The sequence below is a fragment of the Campylobacter suis genome, assembly GCF_905120475.1.
In the GTDB taxonomy this organism is placed as follows: domain Bacteria; phylum Campylobacterota; class Campylobacteria; order Campylobacterales; family Campylobacteraceae; genus Campylobacter_A; species Campylobacter_A suis.
The window spans coordinates 630,075-646,434 of record NZ_CAJHOE010000001.1; the positions used below are offsets into that span (position 1 = coordinate 630,075).

The 16,360-nt window shown below is 36.6% G+C and carries 17 protein-coding genes and 1 tRNA gene; 11 read left to right on the plus strand and 7 right to left on the minus strand.

The features are described 5' to 3' along the window. The 7 genes from flgK to LQV35_RS03295 all read left to right on the plus strand — a co-directional run bounded on the left by flgK (position 1) and on the right by LQV35_RS03295 (position 7,824). Positions 1–1,875 (plus strand): flagellar hook-associated protein FlgK, encoded by a 1,875-nt coding sequence (flgK, locus tag LQV35_RS03265; protein ID WP_230056432.1) that lies wholly within the window; start codon positions 1–3, stop codon positions 1,873–1,875. Beyond that, a complete protein-coding gene (locus tag LQV35_RS03270) occupies positions 1,872–2,639 on the plus strand; it encodes a TIGR02757 family protein (RefSeq protein ID WP_230056433.1) in 768 nt (255 codons plus the stop codon). Before flgK ends, LQV35_RS03270 begins: the two co-directional genes overlap by 4 nt. 151 nt (positions 2,640–2,790) lie before the next feature. After that, the gene (locus tag LQV35_RS03275) at positions 2,791–3,552 is read left to right on the plus strand and encodes a TSUP family transporter (RefSeq protein WP_230056434.1); all 762 of its coding nucleotides are present in this window, start codon (positions 2,791–2,793) and stop codon (positions 3,550–3,552) included. Positions 3,553–3,663: 111 nt separating this feature from the next. Then, entirely contained in the window at positions 3,664–4,341 is a 678-nt protein-coding gene (locus tag LQV35_RS03280) for a F0F1 ATP synthase subunit A (RefSeq protein WP_230056435.1), read from the plus strand. Between the two features lie 113 nt (positions 4,342–4,454). Further along, positions 4,455–5,879: an Asp-tRNA(Asn)/Glu-tRNA(Gln) amidotransferase subunit GatB gene (gatB, locus tag LQV35_RS03285; protein WP_230056436.1), complete on the plus strand. Its 1,425-nt coding sequence runs from the start codon at positions 4,455–4,457 to the stop codon at positions 5,877–5,879. A gap of 2 nt (positions 5,880–5,881) precedes the next feature. Beyond that, entirely contained in the window at positions 5,882–6,772 is an 891-nt protein-coding gene (locus tag LQV35_RS03290; RefSeq protein ID WP_230056437.1) for an NAD(P)H-dependent glycerol-3-phosphate dehydrogenase, read from the plus strand. Positions 6,773–6,777: 5 nt separating this feature from the next. Then, positions 6,778–7,824 carry a glycoside hydrolase family 3 N-terminal domain-containing protein gene (locus LQV35_RS03295; protein ID WP_230056438.1) on the plus strand — a complete coding sequence of 349 codons (1,047 nt, stop codon included), beginning with the start codon at positions 6,778–6,780 and terminating at the stop codon, positions 7,822–7,824. A gap of 9 nt (positions 7,825–7,833) precedes the next feature. On the opposite strand, the gene tmk is transcribed toward LQV35_RS03295, so the two are convergent. From tmk to murA, 7 genes are all read right to left on the minus strand, one after another. Next, the gene (tmk, locus tag LQV35_RS03300; protein WP_230056439.1) at positions 7,834–8,418 is read right to left on the minus strand and encodes a dTMP kinase; all 585 of its coding nucleotides are present in this window, start codon (positions 8,416–8,418) and stop codon (positions 7,834–7,836) included. Next, a complete protein-coding gene (gene coaD, locus LQV35_RS03305) occupies positions 8,418–8,894 on the minus strand; it encodes a pantetheine-phosphate adenylyltransferase (protein ID WP_230056741.1) in 477 nt (158 codons plus the stop codon). Before coaD ends, tmk begins: the two co-directional genes overlap by 1 nt. Next, positions 8,891–9,448 carry a UbiX family flavin prenyltransferase gene (locus LQV35_RS03310; RefSeq protein WP_230056440.1) on the minus strand — a complete coding sequence of 186 codons (558 nt, stop codon included), beginning with the start codon at positions 9,446–9,448 and terminating at the stop codon, positions 8,891–8,893. The genes coaD and LQV35_RS03310 overlap by 4 nt, the downstream gene beginning before the upstream one ends. Further along, positions 9,445–10,242, minus strand: coding sequence for a flagellar basal body P-ring formation chaperone FlgA (gene flgA / locus LQV35_RS03315; protein WP_230056441.1), 798 nt, complete (start codon positions 10,240–10,242; stop codon positions 9,445–9,447). The genes LQV35_RS03310 and flgA overlap by 4 nt, the downstream gene beginning before the upstream one ends. 68 nt (positions 10,243–10,310) lie before the next feature. Continuing rightward, positions 10,311–10,385, minus strand: a tRNA-Gly gene (locus LQV35_RS03320). A gap of 43 nt (positions 10,386–10,428) precedes the next feature. Continuing rightward, positions 10,429–11,595 (minus strand): molybdopterin molybdotransferase MoeA, encoded by a 1,167-nt coding sequence (locus LQV35_RS03325; protein ID WP_230056442.1) that lies wholly within the window; start codon positions 11,593–11,595, stop codon positions 10,429–10,431. Further along, positions 11,592–12,857 carry a UDP-N-acetylglucosamine 1-carboxyvinyltransferase gene (gene murA, locus LQV35_RS03330; RefSeq protein ID WP_230056443.1) on the minus strand — a complete coding sequence of 422 codons (1,266 nt, stop codon included), beginning with the start codon at positions 12,855–12,857 and terminating at the stop codon, positions 11,592–11,594. Before murA ends, LQV35_RS03325 begins: the two co-directional genes overlap by 4 nt. 108 nt (positions 12,858–12,965) lie before the next feature. Between murA and LQV35_RS03335 the strand changes: the two genes are divergently transcribed. From LQV35_RS03335 to LQV35_RS03350, 4 genes are read left to right on the plus strand one after another with little or no spacing between them, the layout of a single operon-like run. Further along, positions 12,966–13,673, plus strand: a complete 708-nt coding sequence (locus LQV35_RS03335; protein WP_230056444.1) for an NlpC/P60 family protein — start codon at positions 12,966–12,968, stop codon at positions 13,671–13,673. Between the two features lies 1 nt (position 13,674). Beyond that, complete coding sequence (locus tag LQV35_RS03340) at positions 13,675–14,490, plus strand: ferritin-like domain-containing protein (protein ID WP_230056445.1); 816 nt, start codon at positions 13,675–13,677, stop codon at positions 14,488–14,490. Then, positions 14,483–14,974 (plus strand): SixA phosphatase family protein, encoded by a 492-nt coding sequence (locus tag LQV35_RS03345; protein ID WP_230056446.1) that lies wholly within the window; start codon positions 14,483–14,485, stop codon positions 14,972–14,974. The genes LQV35_RS03340 and LQV35_RS03345 overlap by 8 nt, the downstream gene beginning before the upstream one ends. Beyond that, positions 14,971–16,335 carry an L-serine ammonia-lyase gene (locus LQV35_RS03350; RefSeq protein WP_230056447.1) on the plus strand — a complete coding sequence of 455 codons (1,365 nt, stop codon included), beginning with the start codon at positions 14,971–14,973 and terminating at the stop codon, positions 16,333–16,335. The genes LQV35_RS03345 and LQV35_RS03350 overlap by 4 nt, the downstream gene beginning before the upstream one ends. Positions 16,336–16,360 lie beyond the last annotated feature (25 nt).

Here is a 16,360-nt window from a genome sequence, read left to right on the forward strand (position 1 = left end):
ATGGCAAATATCTTTCTGTCACTAAATACTGGTGTATCTGGACTAAATGCAGCCCAAATGCAAATCAGCACAACTGGCAACAACATAACAAATGCAGATAGTAACTACTACACACGCCAGCGTGTTGTTCAATCAGCTTCTATGTCGCTAAATACTGTCCCTGGCGGTGTTGGCACGGGAACACAAGTAGATACGATAGTAAGAATTCATGATGAATTTACATACGGACGACTAAAAAGTGCATCATCAAATTTAGAAAATACATCCTACAAACAACAAATTTTACAAGAGGTAGCTCAGTATATGCCAGACCTTGAAGATGTTGGTATAGCGATGGATATGAAAGAGTATTTTGGTGCATGGAATGATTTTGCTTCAAATCCAGACGACGGCGCCCAAAAGCTAAATTTGCTAAACAAAGCTGCTACAATGTCACAGCACATCTCTACAACGGCTCAAAATATCGATAAGGTTCATCATGAGCTTGATAAGATGATAGAGATAAATATAAACGAGATAAATCGTCTTGGAGAGCAAATAGCAAAGATAAATAAAGAGATAAACCGCGTTGAGAGTGGAAAAGACTCTGGTATAAGGATAAATGCAAACGATCTTCGCGATAAGCGTGATGAGCTTGAACTTGCGATGTCAAAGCTTGTAAATGTTGACTCATTTAAAAGTGATCTTAGAAGCAACATGCCAGTTGATAGTGGTATCACGGATGAGGGTAGGTGGTACTATCTAAATATCGGCGGTGTAAGCATAGTTGATGGCGTAAATTTTCATCCTATCCAAATAGAAAGAAGCACTCAAAATAACGATTTCTCGACTATTTTTTATGAGCGTGAAGATGGCAGAAGAATTCCTATGGAAGATAAAATTTACAACGGAAAAGTAGGTGCTGCACTTGATCTTAGAGGAAGACATTTTGACCCAAATGCTTATAAATTTTCAGATGGAACTATACAAAAATATGTTGATAATCTAGACAACTTCTCGCGCACACTCATACACAACACAAACAACATCTATGCTGAGTCTGCAATGGAGATAGCTAGTACCGATGAGCACTCATATCTAACGCCAGCTACAACGCTAAGAAACTACTCAAACGAGATACAAGATGGCACTTTTGATGTGATAGTTTATGATAACCAAGGTGTTGAAGTAGCTAGAAAAACCATAAATGTCAATGGCACAACAACTATGGCTGATGAGGCTTATGGTAACTCAATTGTTGGGGAATTTAACTCAAATTCTGACGATAATAATGACAACAATATGCTAAATGATGTTGATGACTTTTTCTCTGCATCTTACTTTTATGACAAAGTGAGCAACAAAGGAACATTTGCCATTACGCCAAAATACGCACAAGGCACTTATAGTATAGCCTTTGAAGATAAAGGCACAAATTTCCCCGGCGTTATAGGTATAAGTAAATTTTTTAAAGGCGAAAAAGCAGCAGATATAGCTATAAGTGATGAGTTTAGAACTGATCATACAAAACTAAAAGGTTACTCAAAACCTGTTAGTGGAAATAATGTAGTTGCAAATAAAATGGTTATGATGCAGTACAAAGAGCTTACATTTTATAATAATGGCATGGCCCAAAGCAAAACTGAGACTATTGAGGGATATTATCGCTATCTAACAACAGACATAGCAAGCGATACGGAGAGCAACAACACACTTCATGAAACGCGTAAATCGCTATTTAAAACAGCTGAAAGTGAATTTCAGTCAATTAGTGGCGTAGATACCAACGAAGAGCTTACCAACCTTATTCGTTTTCAGTCTAGTTACGGGGCTGCGGCAAAGATTATTACAACAGTTGATGAGATGCTTGATACACTGCTTTCGCTTAAGCAATGACACTTAAAGATGTTCTTGAAGCTCATGTTGCTATTAAAAATAGTGGCAATGAGCTTTTTTCTTACGCTGATCCACTTCAAGTCGCTGGCCGTTTTAAAGACCCATATATCTCGCTTATTTGTGCTCTTTTTGCCTATGGAAATGCTAAGCTGATTGTAAAATTTCTAAATTCTATTGAGTTTGATTTACTTGATGAAAGCGAGCAAGTTATTAAAAAAAATCTAGAAAATTTCAAGTACCGCTTTCAAAATATAGAGGATGTAAAGCAAATTTTTATAACTCTATCTCGCTTTAAAAAAAGTGAGGATATCGAGCATATAGTTCAAAAGGGCTTTAAAAAAAACGGACAGATTATAGATGGGATAAATGAGCTTATAAAATTTATCTACTCTTTAAACGACTATCGCTCAGATGGTTATGAGTTTTTTTATGGCAGAGCCTTTACAAATAGCCCAAATAGCCCATATAAACGCTATAACATGTACCTTCGTTGGATGGTTCGTGATAGTGATATAGACCTTGGTTTGTTTAAAAATTTGCCAAAAAGTGAGCTTTTGCTACCACTTGATGTGCATACCCATAGAATTTCTCTCTCGCTTGGACTTTGTAACCGTAAAAGCTATGACTTTCGCTCAGCCTTTGAGATAACTCAAAAACTTCGTGAATTTGACTCAGGTGACCCTATAAAATATGACTTTTCACTATATCGTATAGGGCAAAAGGATGAACTGGAGAGAGTTTTAGCTGAGTTAAATAAAATTTAACTTAAATTAATATAATTTTACCGCATACTTCCCGTTGCCTCTAACTAGCAAGCTAAATATAAAATAAAAGCAAATTTATTATCTTTAGTATTTACGAAAAATTTATAAAAAATATTATAACATTTATTTTTTATTCATAAGAGGAGTGAGTATGGAGTTTGATATTATAGCTTATTGCGTTTTTTTTGCTGCTGCTTTTTTGGGCGGTTTTATCGACGCCATTGCTGGCGGCGGTGGGCTTATCACTCTTCCAGCCATAATGGCTATGGGTGTTCCGCCTCATATGGCACTTGCGATAAACAAGCTTCAAGGAAGCTTTGGAACACTCACTGCCGTGATAAATTTTTCTCGCAAAGGCATGGTTGATTACAGGCAAATTTTTCTTGGCATCATATTTACTTTCATTGGTGCTTGTATCGGAACTGCTCTTATTTTGCTACTTGATGCTAAAATTTTGCAAATCATTATCCCATTTTTTATGGTAGCTATATTTTTGTATACACTTTTTGCTCCAAAAATAGGCGAAGAAGATAAAAAAGCTAGAATGAATGTAAAGGTTTTTTATATCACTTTTGGACTCTTACTTGGTTTTTATGATGGCTTTTTTGGCCCTGGTGCTGGGTCATTTTGGATGTTTGCTATGATAGCACTTATTGGACTAAATATGAAAAAAGCAGTAGCGCATACAAAAGTGCTAAATTTCGTAAGCAACATCGTATCTCTTGGTGTTTTTATCATTGGTGGACAAGTGCTTTGGTTTGTTGGTTTATTGATGGGGGTAGGTCAGATAGTTGGAGCTTATGTTGGCTCAAATATGGTTATAAAAAAAGAGGTAAAATTTATCAGAACCATGTTTTTGATAGTAGTTGGGGCAACTATTTTAAAGCTTATTTATAGCTATTTTTTCATTTAAAATATAAATTTTTTATGAAAATAGCCCAAATTTTCACTATCTTAAAATACTTTTAACATTTATTTTGCTAAAATCAGCCTAAAATTTTAAATACTAAAAAGAGGGTTTTGTATGAAAGATATTTTTCTTTTTTCAAATTTGATCTATGATAGCCACGCATTTGTCTATATTTTTCACTTTTGTTTAGTCGCTTTAATCATAGTCCTAGTCGCTAAATTTGCCACATCAAAAATGCAGCTTGTTCCAAGAGGGCTTCAAAATATCGTTGAGGCATATCTTGAGGGCGTTGTTTCTATGGGTAAAGATACTCTTGGTAGCGAAACACTTGCTCGTAAGTATCTTCCGCTAGTTGCTACTATCGGTTTTGTTGTCTTTTTTTCAAACGCCATTGGCATTATCCCAGGCTTTGAATCGCCAACTTCGACTCTAAATTTAACCCTTACGCTTGCATTAGTTGTATTTGTTTATTATAACTATGAGGGTATTAAGAAAAACGGTTTTGTTGGCTATTTTAAACATTTTATGGGGCCAAGCAAGGCTCTTGCGCCGCTTATGTTTGTTGTGGAGATAATCTCTCATCTTTCTCGTATCGTTTCACTCTCTTTCCGTCTTTTTGGTAACATCAAGGGTGATGATCTCTTCCTTTTGGTTATGCTGACTCTTGCCCCTTTTATCGCACCACTTCCAGCTTATGCACTACTTACGCTTATGGCAGTGCTACAGTCATTTATATTTATGATGCTGACTTATGTATACCTTGCTGGTGCTGTTGCTGTAGAAGAGCATTAATATAAATTTAACTTTATTTTTGGCGAGCTCTTTTTAGGGTCTCGCCTTTTTTTATGCCAAAAATTTAGATAAAATTTGTTAAAATACCCATAAAATCAAATAAAAGGTATAAAATGTTTGAAGTCATTATAGGACTTGAAGTTCATACTCAATTAAACACTAAAACAAAAATTTTCTGCTCTTGTGCTACTAGTTTTGGAGAAGAAGCGAATACAAATGTATGTCCAACTTGCTTGGCACTTCCCGGAGCCTTGCCTGTTTTAAATAAAGAAGCTGTTAAGAAGGCTATAAGCTTTGGAACTGCGGTAAATGCAAAAATAAATAAAAAATCAGTCTTTAACCGAAAAAATTATTTCTATCCAGACTTGCCAAAGGCGTATCAAATTTCACAATTTGAAGTACCGATAGTCGAAGGAGGTGAGCTTTTTATCGATGTTGATGGCAAACAAAAGCGCATAGGCATAACTAGAGCACATCTTGAAGAAGATGCCGGAAAAAATATCCATGAAGGTAATGGTAGTTTGGTTGATTTAAACCGCGCTGGAACGCCTTTACTTGAGATAGTTTCTGAGCCTGATTTGCGAAGTTCTGATGAAGCTGTAGCTTATCTTAAAAAACTACACTCTATTTTGCGCTTTTTAAATATAAGCGACGCCAATATGCAAGAAGGTTCGTTTCGTTGCGATGCAAATGTTAGCATTAGACCAAAAGGCGATACAAAGCTCTATACGCGCGTAGAGATAAAGAATTTAAATTCATTTCGCTTTATTCAAAAGGCTATTGATTATGAAGTAGAGCGCCAAAGTATAGCGTGGGAAGATGGAAAGTATGATGATGAAGTATATCAAGAAACTAGGCTTTTTGATACTGTAAATTTGGTAACTCGTTCAATGCGTGGTAAGGAAGATAGCGCTGAGTATAGATATTTTCCAGATCCTGACTTGTTGCCAGTAGAGATTTGTGATGAGATGTATAACGAGGCTATTAAAATTCCAGAACTAGCTGAGCAAAAGATAGCACGCTATCAAAAAGAATTTGGTATAAAACAAGCAGATGCTGAAAATTTGGTTTCAAGTGTTGAGATGGTAAAGTTTTTTGAAGAGCTTATAGATGCTAAAATTTCACCAAAACTAGCCACTACTTGGCTTCTTGTAGAGCTTAACGGACGATTAAAAAATGGCGTTACTATTGAAACTAGCCCTGTTGGAAGTGCAAAGCTAGCACAGCTTTTAGCTCGTATTGAGGATGGGACTATAAGTGGCAAGGCTGCTAAGGATGTATTGGATCATCTAATGCAAAATCCAAGCGAAAATGTAGATGATATTATCAAACATCTTGGACTAAAACAAGTTAGCGATGATGGTGCTATAGTGGCAATAATAGAGCAAATTTTAGCCACAAACGCTGATAAAGTGGCAGAATATAAAGCTGGGAAAGAGAAGATGTTTGGCTTTTTTGTAGGTCAGGCGATGAAAGAGGGTAAGGGTGCTTTTAACCCAGTGAAAGTAAATGAAATTTTAAAACAAAAATTAGGCTAAAGATGAAAATAGCAGTCATAGGTGCTGGCAAATGGGGCACGGCACTTTTTCATGCCATAAGAGAAAATCACGAGTGTGTCATAACATCAAGAACCCCAAGAGATATACAAGGTTTTGTTGATTTAGATGAGGCTCTAAACTGTGAATATTTAGTAAGTACTGTGCCCACTCAAAGCGTAAATGAGTGGCTTGTAAAAAATTTTAACTTTAAAAATCAAAAAATTTTAGTTGCAAGCAAGGGTATAGAAACTAGTACAAATCGCTTTTTAAATGAAATTTACGAGAATTTCTTGCCAGGCGAAAATTTAGCTTTTTTATCTGGTCCAACATTTGCAAAAGAGGTTGAAAAAAAGCTACCATGTGCACTTGTTGTAAGTTCAAAAGATATAAAGCTTGCCAAAAAAATTGCTAGTTTTTTTCCAAATTTTATGAAGGCCTATGCCGATGATGATGTCGTGGGAGCTGAAATTTGCGGTGCTTACAAAAATGTCATAGCCATAGCTGGGGGTATTTGCGATGGACTTGGACTTGGCAACAATGCTCGTGCTAGCCTTATATCTCGTGGTCTTGTGGAGATGGCTAGGTTTGGTAAATTTTTTGGAGCAAAAGATGATACATTTTTAGGTCTTAGCGGGGCAGGAGATCTCTTTTTGACAGCTTCATCTGTTCTTTCACGAAATTATAGAGTAGGTATGGGACTTGCTAAAAATGAGAGTTTGGATAAAATTTTAAACAACCTTGGCGAAGTTGCTGAGGGTGTTCCTACCGCAAAGGCTATCTGCGATATAGCCCAAAAAAACGACATTTATACGCCTATTGCTGTTGAAGTTGCTGCGATGATAGATGGCAAAGATGTAAGTCAAAGTGTAAAAATACTACTAAGTAAAAAGTGATAGTAATGATAAAAATTTTAGTATTTTGTCTATTTGTGTGTTTAAATCTAAGTGCTGCTGAGCCTACTTTGCGTGCTATGGTGGCACAGATGGTTATGGTTGGTTTTAATGGTGCAAGTCTTAATGAAACTAGTGTAAAAGTGATGATTAGTGATGCGGGATACTCTCGTTTTGGCGGTGTAATGCTACTAGGGAGAAATATTAAAGATAAAGCGGGGCTAAAAGCTCTGACCTTAGCCGTTAAAAACAAAGCTCCAAATTTATTTATAGCTATCGATGAAGAGGGCGGTAAAGTAAGTCGCTTAGGTGGGCTTGGAGTTAAATTTATCAGCGCAAAAGAGGTTGGTGAAACACTTGATATAAAGCAGGCACACGAGCTTTATTTAAAGATGGGTAAAAATTTAAAAGAGCTTGGCATAAACATGAACTTTGCTCCAGTTGTTGATCTTCATAGTGATACTTCACCAATTATAGGCAAGAAAGAGCGTGCTTTTAGTGCAAATGGTGCAAAAGTAAGCCTTTATGCAAATACTTTTATGGATGCGATGGGTGCAAACGGCATCATTAGTGTTATGAAACATTTTCCAGGGCATGGTAACTCAGAAAGTGACTCACATAAGGATAAAAGTGTAGTAAAGCTTACTCGTGATGCACTTTTGCCTTATAGAGATGCTATCTCGCAGGGTAGGGCTTTGGCTATTATGAGTGGACATCTTTATGTAAGCAACTTAGATGACAAAAACCCAGCAACCCTTTCGCATATAACCATAAACTCACTTCTTAGAACGGAGCTTGGTTTCGGTGGTGTTGTGATAAGTGATGATATGCTTATGAAGGGCGTTGGTACAGAGTCTTTGAAAGAGAAAATTTTTAAGTTTATAAACGCTGGCGGGGATATTTTGCTTTTTAGTGAGTTTAATCTAGATGGTCGCAAGAGCGCAGAGCTAGTAAAGCAGCATATCATAGACCTTGTAAATGAAAAACGAATAAGCAAAGAGCGTATCGAGGCTTCATATAAGCGGATAATGAGCCTAAAAAAGCTGATAAAGTAGTTTTATCAGCTAAATTCCTAAAAAATCAACTATCTCGCCATGAATTTGATCTACATTTTTGCTAGCATCTATAAAAAGCGTATCAAAGCTTTGGCTTTGTAAAAATTTGTGCATATTTTCTTGTACTTTTAAAAGATACTCTAGCCCCCTAGCTTCTATTTTATCTTGTGTTTTGCGCTCAAAGAGCCTTTGTTTTACAAGTATTTTATCGGCGTAAAAAAATATAATTTTTTCTGGCAACACACCGTTTAAGGCAAATTCGTTCATAGTCAAAAGCTCTTTTATGTTTAAGCTTTTATCGTTTGTTATGGCGTAAGATATACCAGAGACAAAACCTCGGTCGCTTAATATAAGTTTGTCTTTGTTTGGCATAATAAGCTTTTGCATGTGTTCGGCGCGGTCAGCCAAAAATAGCAAAAGCTCAGCACGGCTTGAGAGATAAAGGTTGTTTTCAAGCAAAATTTGTCTTGCGAATTTGCCAAACTCACTTCCCCCGGGCTCTTTTGTAACGATAGCATTTGGAAATTTTCTTGCTAAAAGTGAAATTTGTGTACTTTTGCCAACGCCATCAATGCCCTCAAATAGCACATACATTAGTTTTTCTCACTTAAAAATGGCAAAATTTCATGCGGAACTAGCTTGCTAACATCGCCTTTATGACTTAAAACAGAACGAACTATAGAGCTTGATATGAAGGCGTTTTTTAGGCTTGGCATAAGATAAACTGTCTCAAATTCCTCCCAAAGTGCAGCATTTGCATAGCCAATTTGCAGTTCATACTCAAAGTCACTAACGGCACGAAGCCCACGAATGACTGTATTTATACTGCGCTCTTTGGCAAAATCAACAAGTAAATTATCAAACCTCTCGACTCTCACACATGGTAAGTTTTGAACTGACATTTGTACCATTTTAACGCGCATATCAGTATCAAACATTGGGTGCTTACTATCACTTTTTGCAACCGCAACGATAACTTTATCAAAGATCTTTATCGCTCTTTTTATAACATCAACATGCCCGTTTGTTATCGGGTCAAATGTCCCTGGATAGATACATGCTTTCATTATATCTCCTGCCATCTTTTGTAAAATTTGTTTTTGATATTAGCCGCATCAAGCCACTTACCTATGATAAAATTTTCAATCTCATCCACACTTTTTGAGTCTGCGTAGTAGCCTAAAACCGGTGGTGCTATCACTGCTCCGTAGCTTGAAAGTTTTGCCATCTGCTCTAAATTTAGTGTGGAAAATGGCATCTCTCTTACGCCAAGGACTAGACGCTGTCTTTGTTTTAGCGCAACGGCTGCAACCCTTGTAATAAGCGTATCGCTGATACCAGAGGCTATTTTACCAAGAGTGCTAATAGAGCAAGGAGTGATAAAAACAACATCGCTCATAAACGAGCCAGATGAGATCTGGGCTGATAGGTCGGTATTTTGATAAATTTTACCTTTAAAATCCAAAAGCATATTATCTAGACTTATTCCACTTTCAAACGATAAAACATCTCTTGCTCCATTGCTTACTATTAGATGTGTATCACAAATTTCATCAAGTGCAAAAGCAAGCTTTATCCCAAGCCCTGCGCCACTTGCGCCACTTATGCCAATAACCGCTTTCATCTTATTATAACCTCTTTTTTCGAGCTTACTGTTGCTTTGTAAATTTTGCCATCGTTTGTTTTTACGCTTATTAGCTCTCCTAAATTTCCGCTTCCAAGAGCCGTAACTTCGGTTATGACACTTAGTGCGCCTTCATTTATGACTGCATTTAGCTTATCGCCTTTATTTATCAAAGAAAGCTCGATAAAGTGGCGCTTTAAAAGTACCTCTCCAGGTTTTATATTTGCCCTTGAAACAAGTCGAGCAGTACTAAAGCTTAAGAGAGAGCCACGGTCAAATTTATTAAAATCAACAAAGTGTTTTGCATAATCAGTAGCCCCCAAAATGCTTTTTGGTTTTAGTTCATTTAACGCTATAAAAACTGGCATTTGTGCATCAAAACTATAAACAAAATAGACATTTTTAAGGCTAAAATCATTTTTTTCAAAAGCAGCCCTGAAGGTTCCTGTGGATTTTACATTTTCGCCTAGAAAAATTTCTCTAAATTTTAACCCACTTTCTAGTTGTGATTGTGCTTCAAACCTTATGCTTGATACATTAATACCTATAAATCTATCGCTAAGCTCTCTTAAAAACCTCTCTTGCAAGAAGTCCATTGCTATACAATCTTTAACAAAGGCAACACTTCCGCCACTTTTGTCAACAAAACTTTTAAAATTTGCAGTTAAAATCTCACTAAGCTTTGAGCTGTCTATTTTTGTAGCACGGCGATATAAAAGGTTTAAAATTTCGTTATCTTCGCCCTCAAAGCCAAATGTTTTTAGTGTAATAGCATCCTCTTTAACACAATACATAGGATATATATTTACTGTATTCGCATATATATTAGTAGTAAAGATGAAAAAAAATGTGAGTAAAAATATGGAGCGGGAAACGAGATTCGAACTCGCGACCCCAACCTTGGCAAGGTTGTGCTCTACCCCTGAGCTATTCCCGCAATCAAATTGAAGTCCGCATTTTATCACTTTTTTTCTCATTTGTCAAGATATTTTTAAAATTTTTATCAAGCTATCTTTTAAAAGTTCACTTTCGTGAGGTTGTGAAAGATATATGGCGTTACTTTTTATGATAGGAGTTATCATCCCTGAGCCAAATTTGTTACCATCTGTGACCGAAATTTCCCCATTTTCATTAATATTGCAAAAGACAATATTGCTTCTGCCTTGTTTAAATTTTATATTTTCACAAATTTTGCCAGTTTGTATCTGAAGCGGTGTGCCAGAAATTAAAGGTAAAGCAAGTAACATGGCGCACAAAAATGCCGCCATAGGGTTTCCGGGTAAGATAAAAACTATTTTTTTATCTTTTGCAAATGCTTTGCAAGGACCACCAGGTCGTATATTTATGTGTTCAAATAACTCTTTATAGCCAAGCTTGATAAGCGCATCTTTCATATAGTCAGCTTCACCCTTGCTGGCTCCACCGGAGCAAAAAATAACATCAAAATTTTGCGCATTTCTCAAGGCTTCTATCGTGTCTTGTAGTTTATCTTTTATGATGCCTTTATATGAAAAATTTAACCCCTTTTCTTTTAAAAGTGCGCCGATACCATAGGCATTTGCGTTATAAATTTCAAAATCATCAGCGCTTTGCCAAGGCTCTTTTAGCTCGTCACCACTTGAAAATATGGCGATACTTGGTTTGTTTAAAATGCTAATGTGAGAAATGCCCTGTGAAGCCAAAAGCATGATGTGAGCGGCTGTTAGTTTTGTGTTGGCTTCTATCAAGAGCTCGCCGGCTTTTATCTCTTCCCCACAAAAACGGTGCGCTTCACCCTTTTTTAGCTTTTCATTTGCGTAAATTTTACCATCTTTTATAATGGCATCTTCAAGCCTTATAACAGTGTCCGCACCTTTTGGAAATAGTGCTCCAGTCATTATTTTGACACACTGATTGCCGCTTATACTTAGTTGTTTTTTTTCTCCAGCAAATATACTATCTATAAGTTCATACCCATCTTCTTTGTTGTCATATATCACAGCATAGCCATCAAGGGCTGAGTTGTCAAATGCTGGTAGATTTTTTATAGCTAAGATATCATCTGCCAAAATTTCACCCACAGCTACTTCTATCGGGACGATTTTACTAGCTTTTATGTTAAAATTTTGCCTTAAAATTTCTTTTGCTTGCTCAAATTCTACTTTCATTCGCTAAGCCTTGTTATATCAGCACCAAGTGCTTTAAATTTAAGCTCTAAATTCTCATATCCGCGGTCAAGATGATAGATCCTATGAACCCTTGTTACACCTTTTGCTACAAGTGCAGCCAAAACAAGTGCAGAGCTAGCTCTTAGGTCTGTTGCCATAACATCAGTTGCGTTTAGCTCTAAACCTCCTTGGATGTGCGCTATATGTCCATTTAGCCCAATATCAGCGCCCATGCGGCTAAGCTCGCTTACATGCATAAAGCGATTTTCAAAAAGTCTCTCATCTATCGTGCTTACGCCTTGTGCTGTTAGGGCAAGTGCCATAAATTGAGCCTGTGCATCAGTCGGAAAGCCTGGATATTCGGTTGTTACGATGTCGCAAGGCTTTACTTTTTTTGCTGGTAAGATAATTATCTTATCTTCTAAAATTTCAAAGCCAAAACCCATTTGCTCTAGCTTAGTTAATATCGCAACTAAGTGGGCTGGATTTGATTTTGTGATAGTTATTTTTGAGTTTGTGATAGCTCCAGCGCAAAGATATGTTGCAGCCTCAATACGGTCTGGTATCACGGCAAAGTCAGCTATATTAAGCAAAGATTTTGCACTTCCTTTTATGACAAGTTCATCTGTTGCAACACCAGTTATCTCTACCCCAGCCGCAGCTAAAATTTCACACAACTGAACGACTTCTGGCTCTTTTGCGACATTTATAAGATGTGTTGTTCCTTTTGCCAGGGCTGCTGCCATTATAATGTTTTCACTTCCAGTTACAGTTATCTTGTCAAAAACTATACGAGCACCCTTTAGCCCATCTGGCGCCGTTGCTATGACATAGCCGTCTTTTATCTCGATATTTGCGCCCATTTTCTCAAGTGCACTAAGATGCAGGTCTATGGGACGCTGACCTATCGCACATCCACCAGGAAGACTTACCTCACAATGTCCAAACCGCGCTAGAAGCGGACCTAAAACAAGTATAGAGGCTCTCATCTTTCTTACGATGTCATAGTTTGCCTTTGTTGAATGTATGGCATTTGTATTTATTTTTAGTGAATTTGGAGTAAGAAATTCGCACTTTGCGCCCAAATTTGTAAGTAATTGAACGAGTGTTTTTATATCAGCAACATTTGGGATATTATCCAAAACAACTGTATTTTTTGCCAGTAAAGTTAGTGCTATAAGTGGTAAAGTAGCGTTTTTTGCGCCACTTATAGCAACTTCACCACTAAGCTTTGCTCCACCTTTTATTTGTAAATAATCCATCTTTAGCCTTATTAAAATTTTAAAGATTATACACATTTTTTGCTTAGATTTGCTTTTGTTTAATATTAACTTTGCTACAATAGCGCAAAACCAACAATCGGAATTCCAATGAAAAATTTAATGTTTATTTCAGTTTTAGCAGCTTTTTTGCTTACAGGTTGCTCGTTTTTTAATGCTCCAAAACCAAATGCGGATGAGACTAATGCTACTAAAATTTATCAAGAAAAGCCTGTTTTAGGAGATTTTGATAGCAAAGAGCCAAATGCTGCGAAAAAGATGATTTTAAATACAAACGATAAATTTTTACTTTCAAAATATGTAGGAAAAAAGACTGGTTACGACTGTTCAAGCTTTGTCTCTATTGTTAATAAAGACCACTTGAATTTATACTACACCGAAAAAGATGTGATGAAGTTTTATGATGCAAGCGGAAGAAAGTCAAAAGCGATTTTTAACCTTTATGAGAGTAAAAAGCTAATAAATTTTGATATGCCAACAGCTGGCGATTTGGTATTTTTTGCAAATACGATAGGAAGTGGAGTTAAGAAGAACAAAGATAAAAAAAATATCACACACATGGGCATAGTGACTCAAGTTTTTGATGATGAAACTATAGAATTTGTCCACTATACAAAGGGTAAAATCTATCGTGATTATATGAATTTAGCAAAGAAAGACACTCATAAGGAGAGCGATAAAAACATAAATAGCTATGTTGTAAAGTGCAAAAAAAATAAAGTAACTTGTCTAGCGTCGCATAGATTTGCAGGATATGGCAAGGTAAATCAAGATAAAATGACTAAAAATAGGGATTAAAATGCACTTTTTTGATGAAATTTGGGATATTATAAATGAGAGTGAAAAAGAGATAAAATTTCTTAAATTTGATGACTTTTATGCAAAATTTAAAACAACAAAAGAGCAAAATTTTACTAGAGACAGCAAGGCAAAGCCACTCGCTAGACCGTGCTATGAGAAATTTTGCAAAGTTATAGCCATGAAAGATATAAATAAGAAAATACCGTCCCATCAAAAACAGCTAAATTTCTTACACAATGTCGCACATATCGAGTTTTCTGCTATCGACATTGCCCTTGATGCAGTATATAGATTTGAAAATTTGCCTTATGATTATTATGCTGATTGGCTTGAGGTGGCACAAGATGAGATACGCCATTTTAAGATGATAGAAAAACTTTTAGGAGAATACGGCGCAAAATACGGCGACTTTGAGGTTCATGACGGACTTTTTGTGGCTCTTTGTAAAACCCAAGATAGCTTAAAAAAGCGCATGGCTCTTTTGCCAAGATATATGGAGGCAAATGGACTCGATGCAAATACTCATATAATTAAAAAGCTAAGTCAAGAGGCTGGAAATGAAAAAATTTTAGAAGCACTAAATGTCATTTTGGCTGAAGAGGTTAGTCATGTCAGCAAGGGCGATCGATGGTTTAGATATGCTTGTGAGCTTGAAGGCGCAAGCACTGATGAATATATAAATATCGTTCGAGAGCTTTATCCTAATGCCTTTGCTAGTGCTAGAGAGCTAAATGAAGAGGCAAGGCTTAAGGCGGGCTTTAGTGTGGCAGAGCTTGAGGCTATAAAGTCTGTGGCAAGGGGGAGAAATGGGTAAAATTTACTTTATGCGGCATGCAAAAGCCGAGGAGAAAAAAGATAGCAAAAAAGACTTTACTCGCGAGCTTAGCGACCGTGGTAAAGAGGATCTAAAGCTTATGACAAAGGTTTTAAAAGAGCTTAAGGTAGGCGTGGATGCAGTTTTTTACAGCGAAGCAACAAGGTGTGAACAGAGTGCAAAAAAACTTTGTGAGATGATGAAATTTAAAAAAAAGCCAAAGAGTGTAAAAAGCTTTTATAATGCTGGAAGTGATGAAATTTTGGAGTTTGTGCGAAGTCTTGATGATGGATTAAATGAAATTTTTATCATAGCTCACAACCCAGCTATAACGGAAATTTGTGAGTTTTTAAGCGACTCAGTGATTGGCAATATCCCAACAAGCGGTATTTTTGCACTTGAGTTTGAGCAAGCATACAAAGAAGCAAATGAGGGCTGTGCGAAAATTTTATTTTTTGAGTATCCTAAAAAATATAAAAAATGAGCAACTTAGAAATTTTTAAGATAGGTATTGGTCCAAGTTCATCTCATACTCTTGGACCTCTTGTTGCGGCAAATAAATTTTGTGAAAATTTAGATCCTTATCTTGATAAACTTTCTCATATAAAAGTTCAGCTTTTTGGCTCGCTTTCACTAACTGGAAGAGGGCATTTAAGTGATAAGGCTGTTATATGGGGGCTTTGTGGATTAAGTGCAAGTGAGTTAAATGCAAATTTACAAGAAGAGATCATAAGCTTAGCCTTAAAGCAAAATATAATAAAAATTTGCGGTAAAAAACAGATAAGCTTTAACTATGATAACGATATTATTTTTGAAGATAAATTTCTAAAACTACATGAAAATGGACTTGTTTTTAGTGCTTTTGATAATCAAAGTGAAATTTTAAAGCAGACATTTTACTCTGTTGGTGGCGGCTTTGTAATGAGTGAAGTAGAGCTTAAAAGTTATCTTTTTAGAAAAGAAGAGGTTACAAAAAACGACTTAGCCTTAATGCAGGTAAATAACGCTGCTGATGCTGTGAAAATTTGCGAACAAAATGGTTGGGACTTAGCCGAACTTTCTTTAAACTATGAGCTTCAGTTTCACTCGCTAGATACCATAAAAAGCTACTGCTCTAAAATTTGGGAAACCATGCAAGGCGTCTATGCCTCTGGAATAAATCCAAAAGATCCAAATTTGCCAGGGGTATTAAACTTGCACCGACGCGCCAAAGGACTTTATGCACGACTTTACGCAAATGATGAACCTATGGCTATAATAGACTATATCTCGCTTTATGCCATTGCTATTGCTGAAGAAAATGCAAGTGGCGCAAAGGTCGTAACCGCCCCAACAAATGGCGCTTGTGCCGTGATACCTGCTGTAATGCTTTATCTAAAAAACCACACACAAATTTTTAGCGAAGAAAAGGCTGTGAAATTTTTACTTACGGCGATGATGATAGGCTCATTTTATAAGAAAAATGCAAGCATAAGTGGTGCGGAGGCTGGCTGTCAGGCAGAAGTTGGCTCAGCTAGTTCAATGGCAGCTGGAGCGATGGCTACGATATATGGCGCAAATGCTAGCGTGGCGTGTGGTGCTGCTGAAATAGCCATGGAGCATCACTTGGGGCTTACTTGCGATCCCGTGGGTGGACTTGTACAAATTCCTTGTATCGAGCGCAATGCTTTTGGGGCGATAAAAGCCATTGCTGCTGCTAGAATGGCGATTATTAGAAAAAGTACACCTAGGGTTGGACTTGATGAAGTGATAAAAACAATGTATGAAACAGGTAAAGATATGAACTCAAAATATAAAGAGACTGCACTAGGAGGTCTTGCTATTAATGTTGGAAGTGTGTGTTAGTCTTAACTTGTGATATTAAAATTTA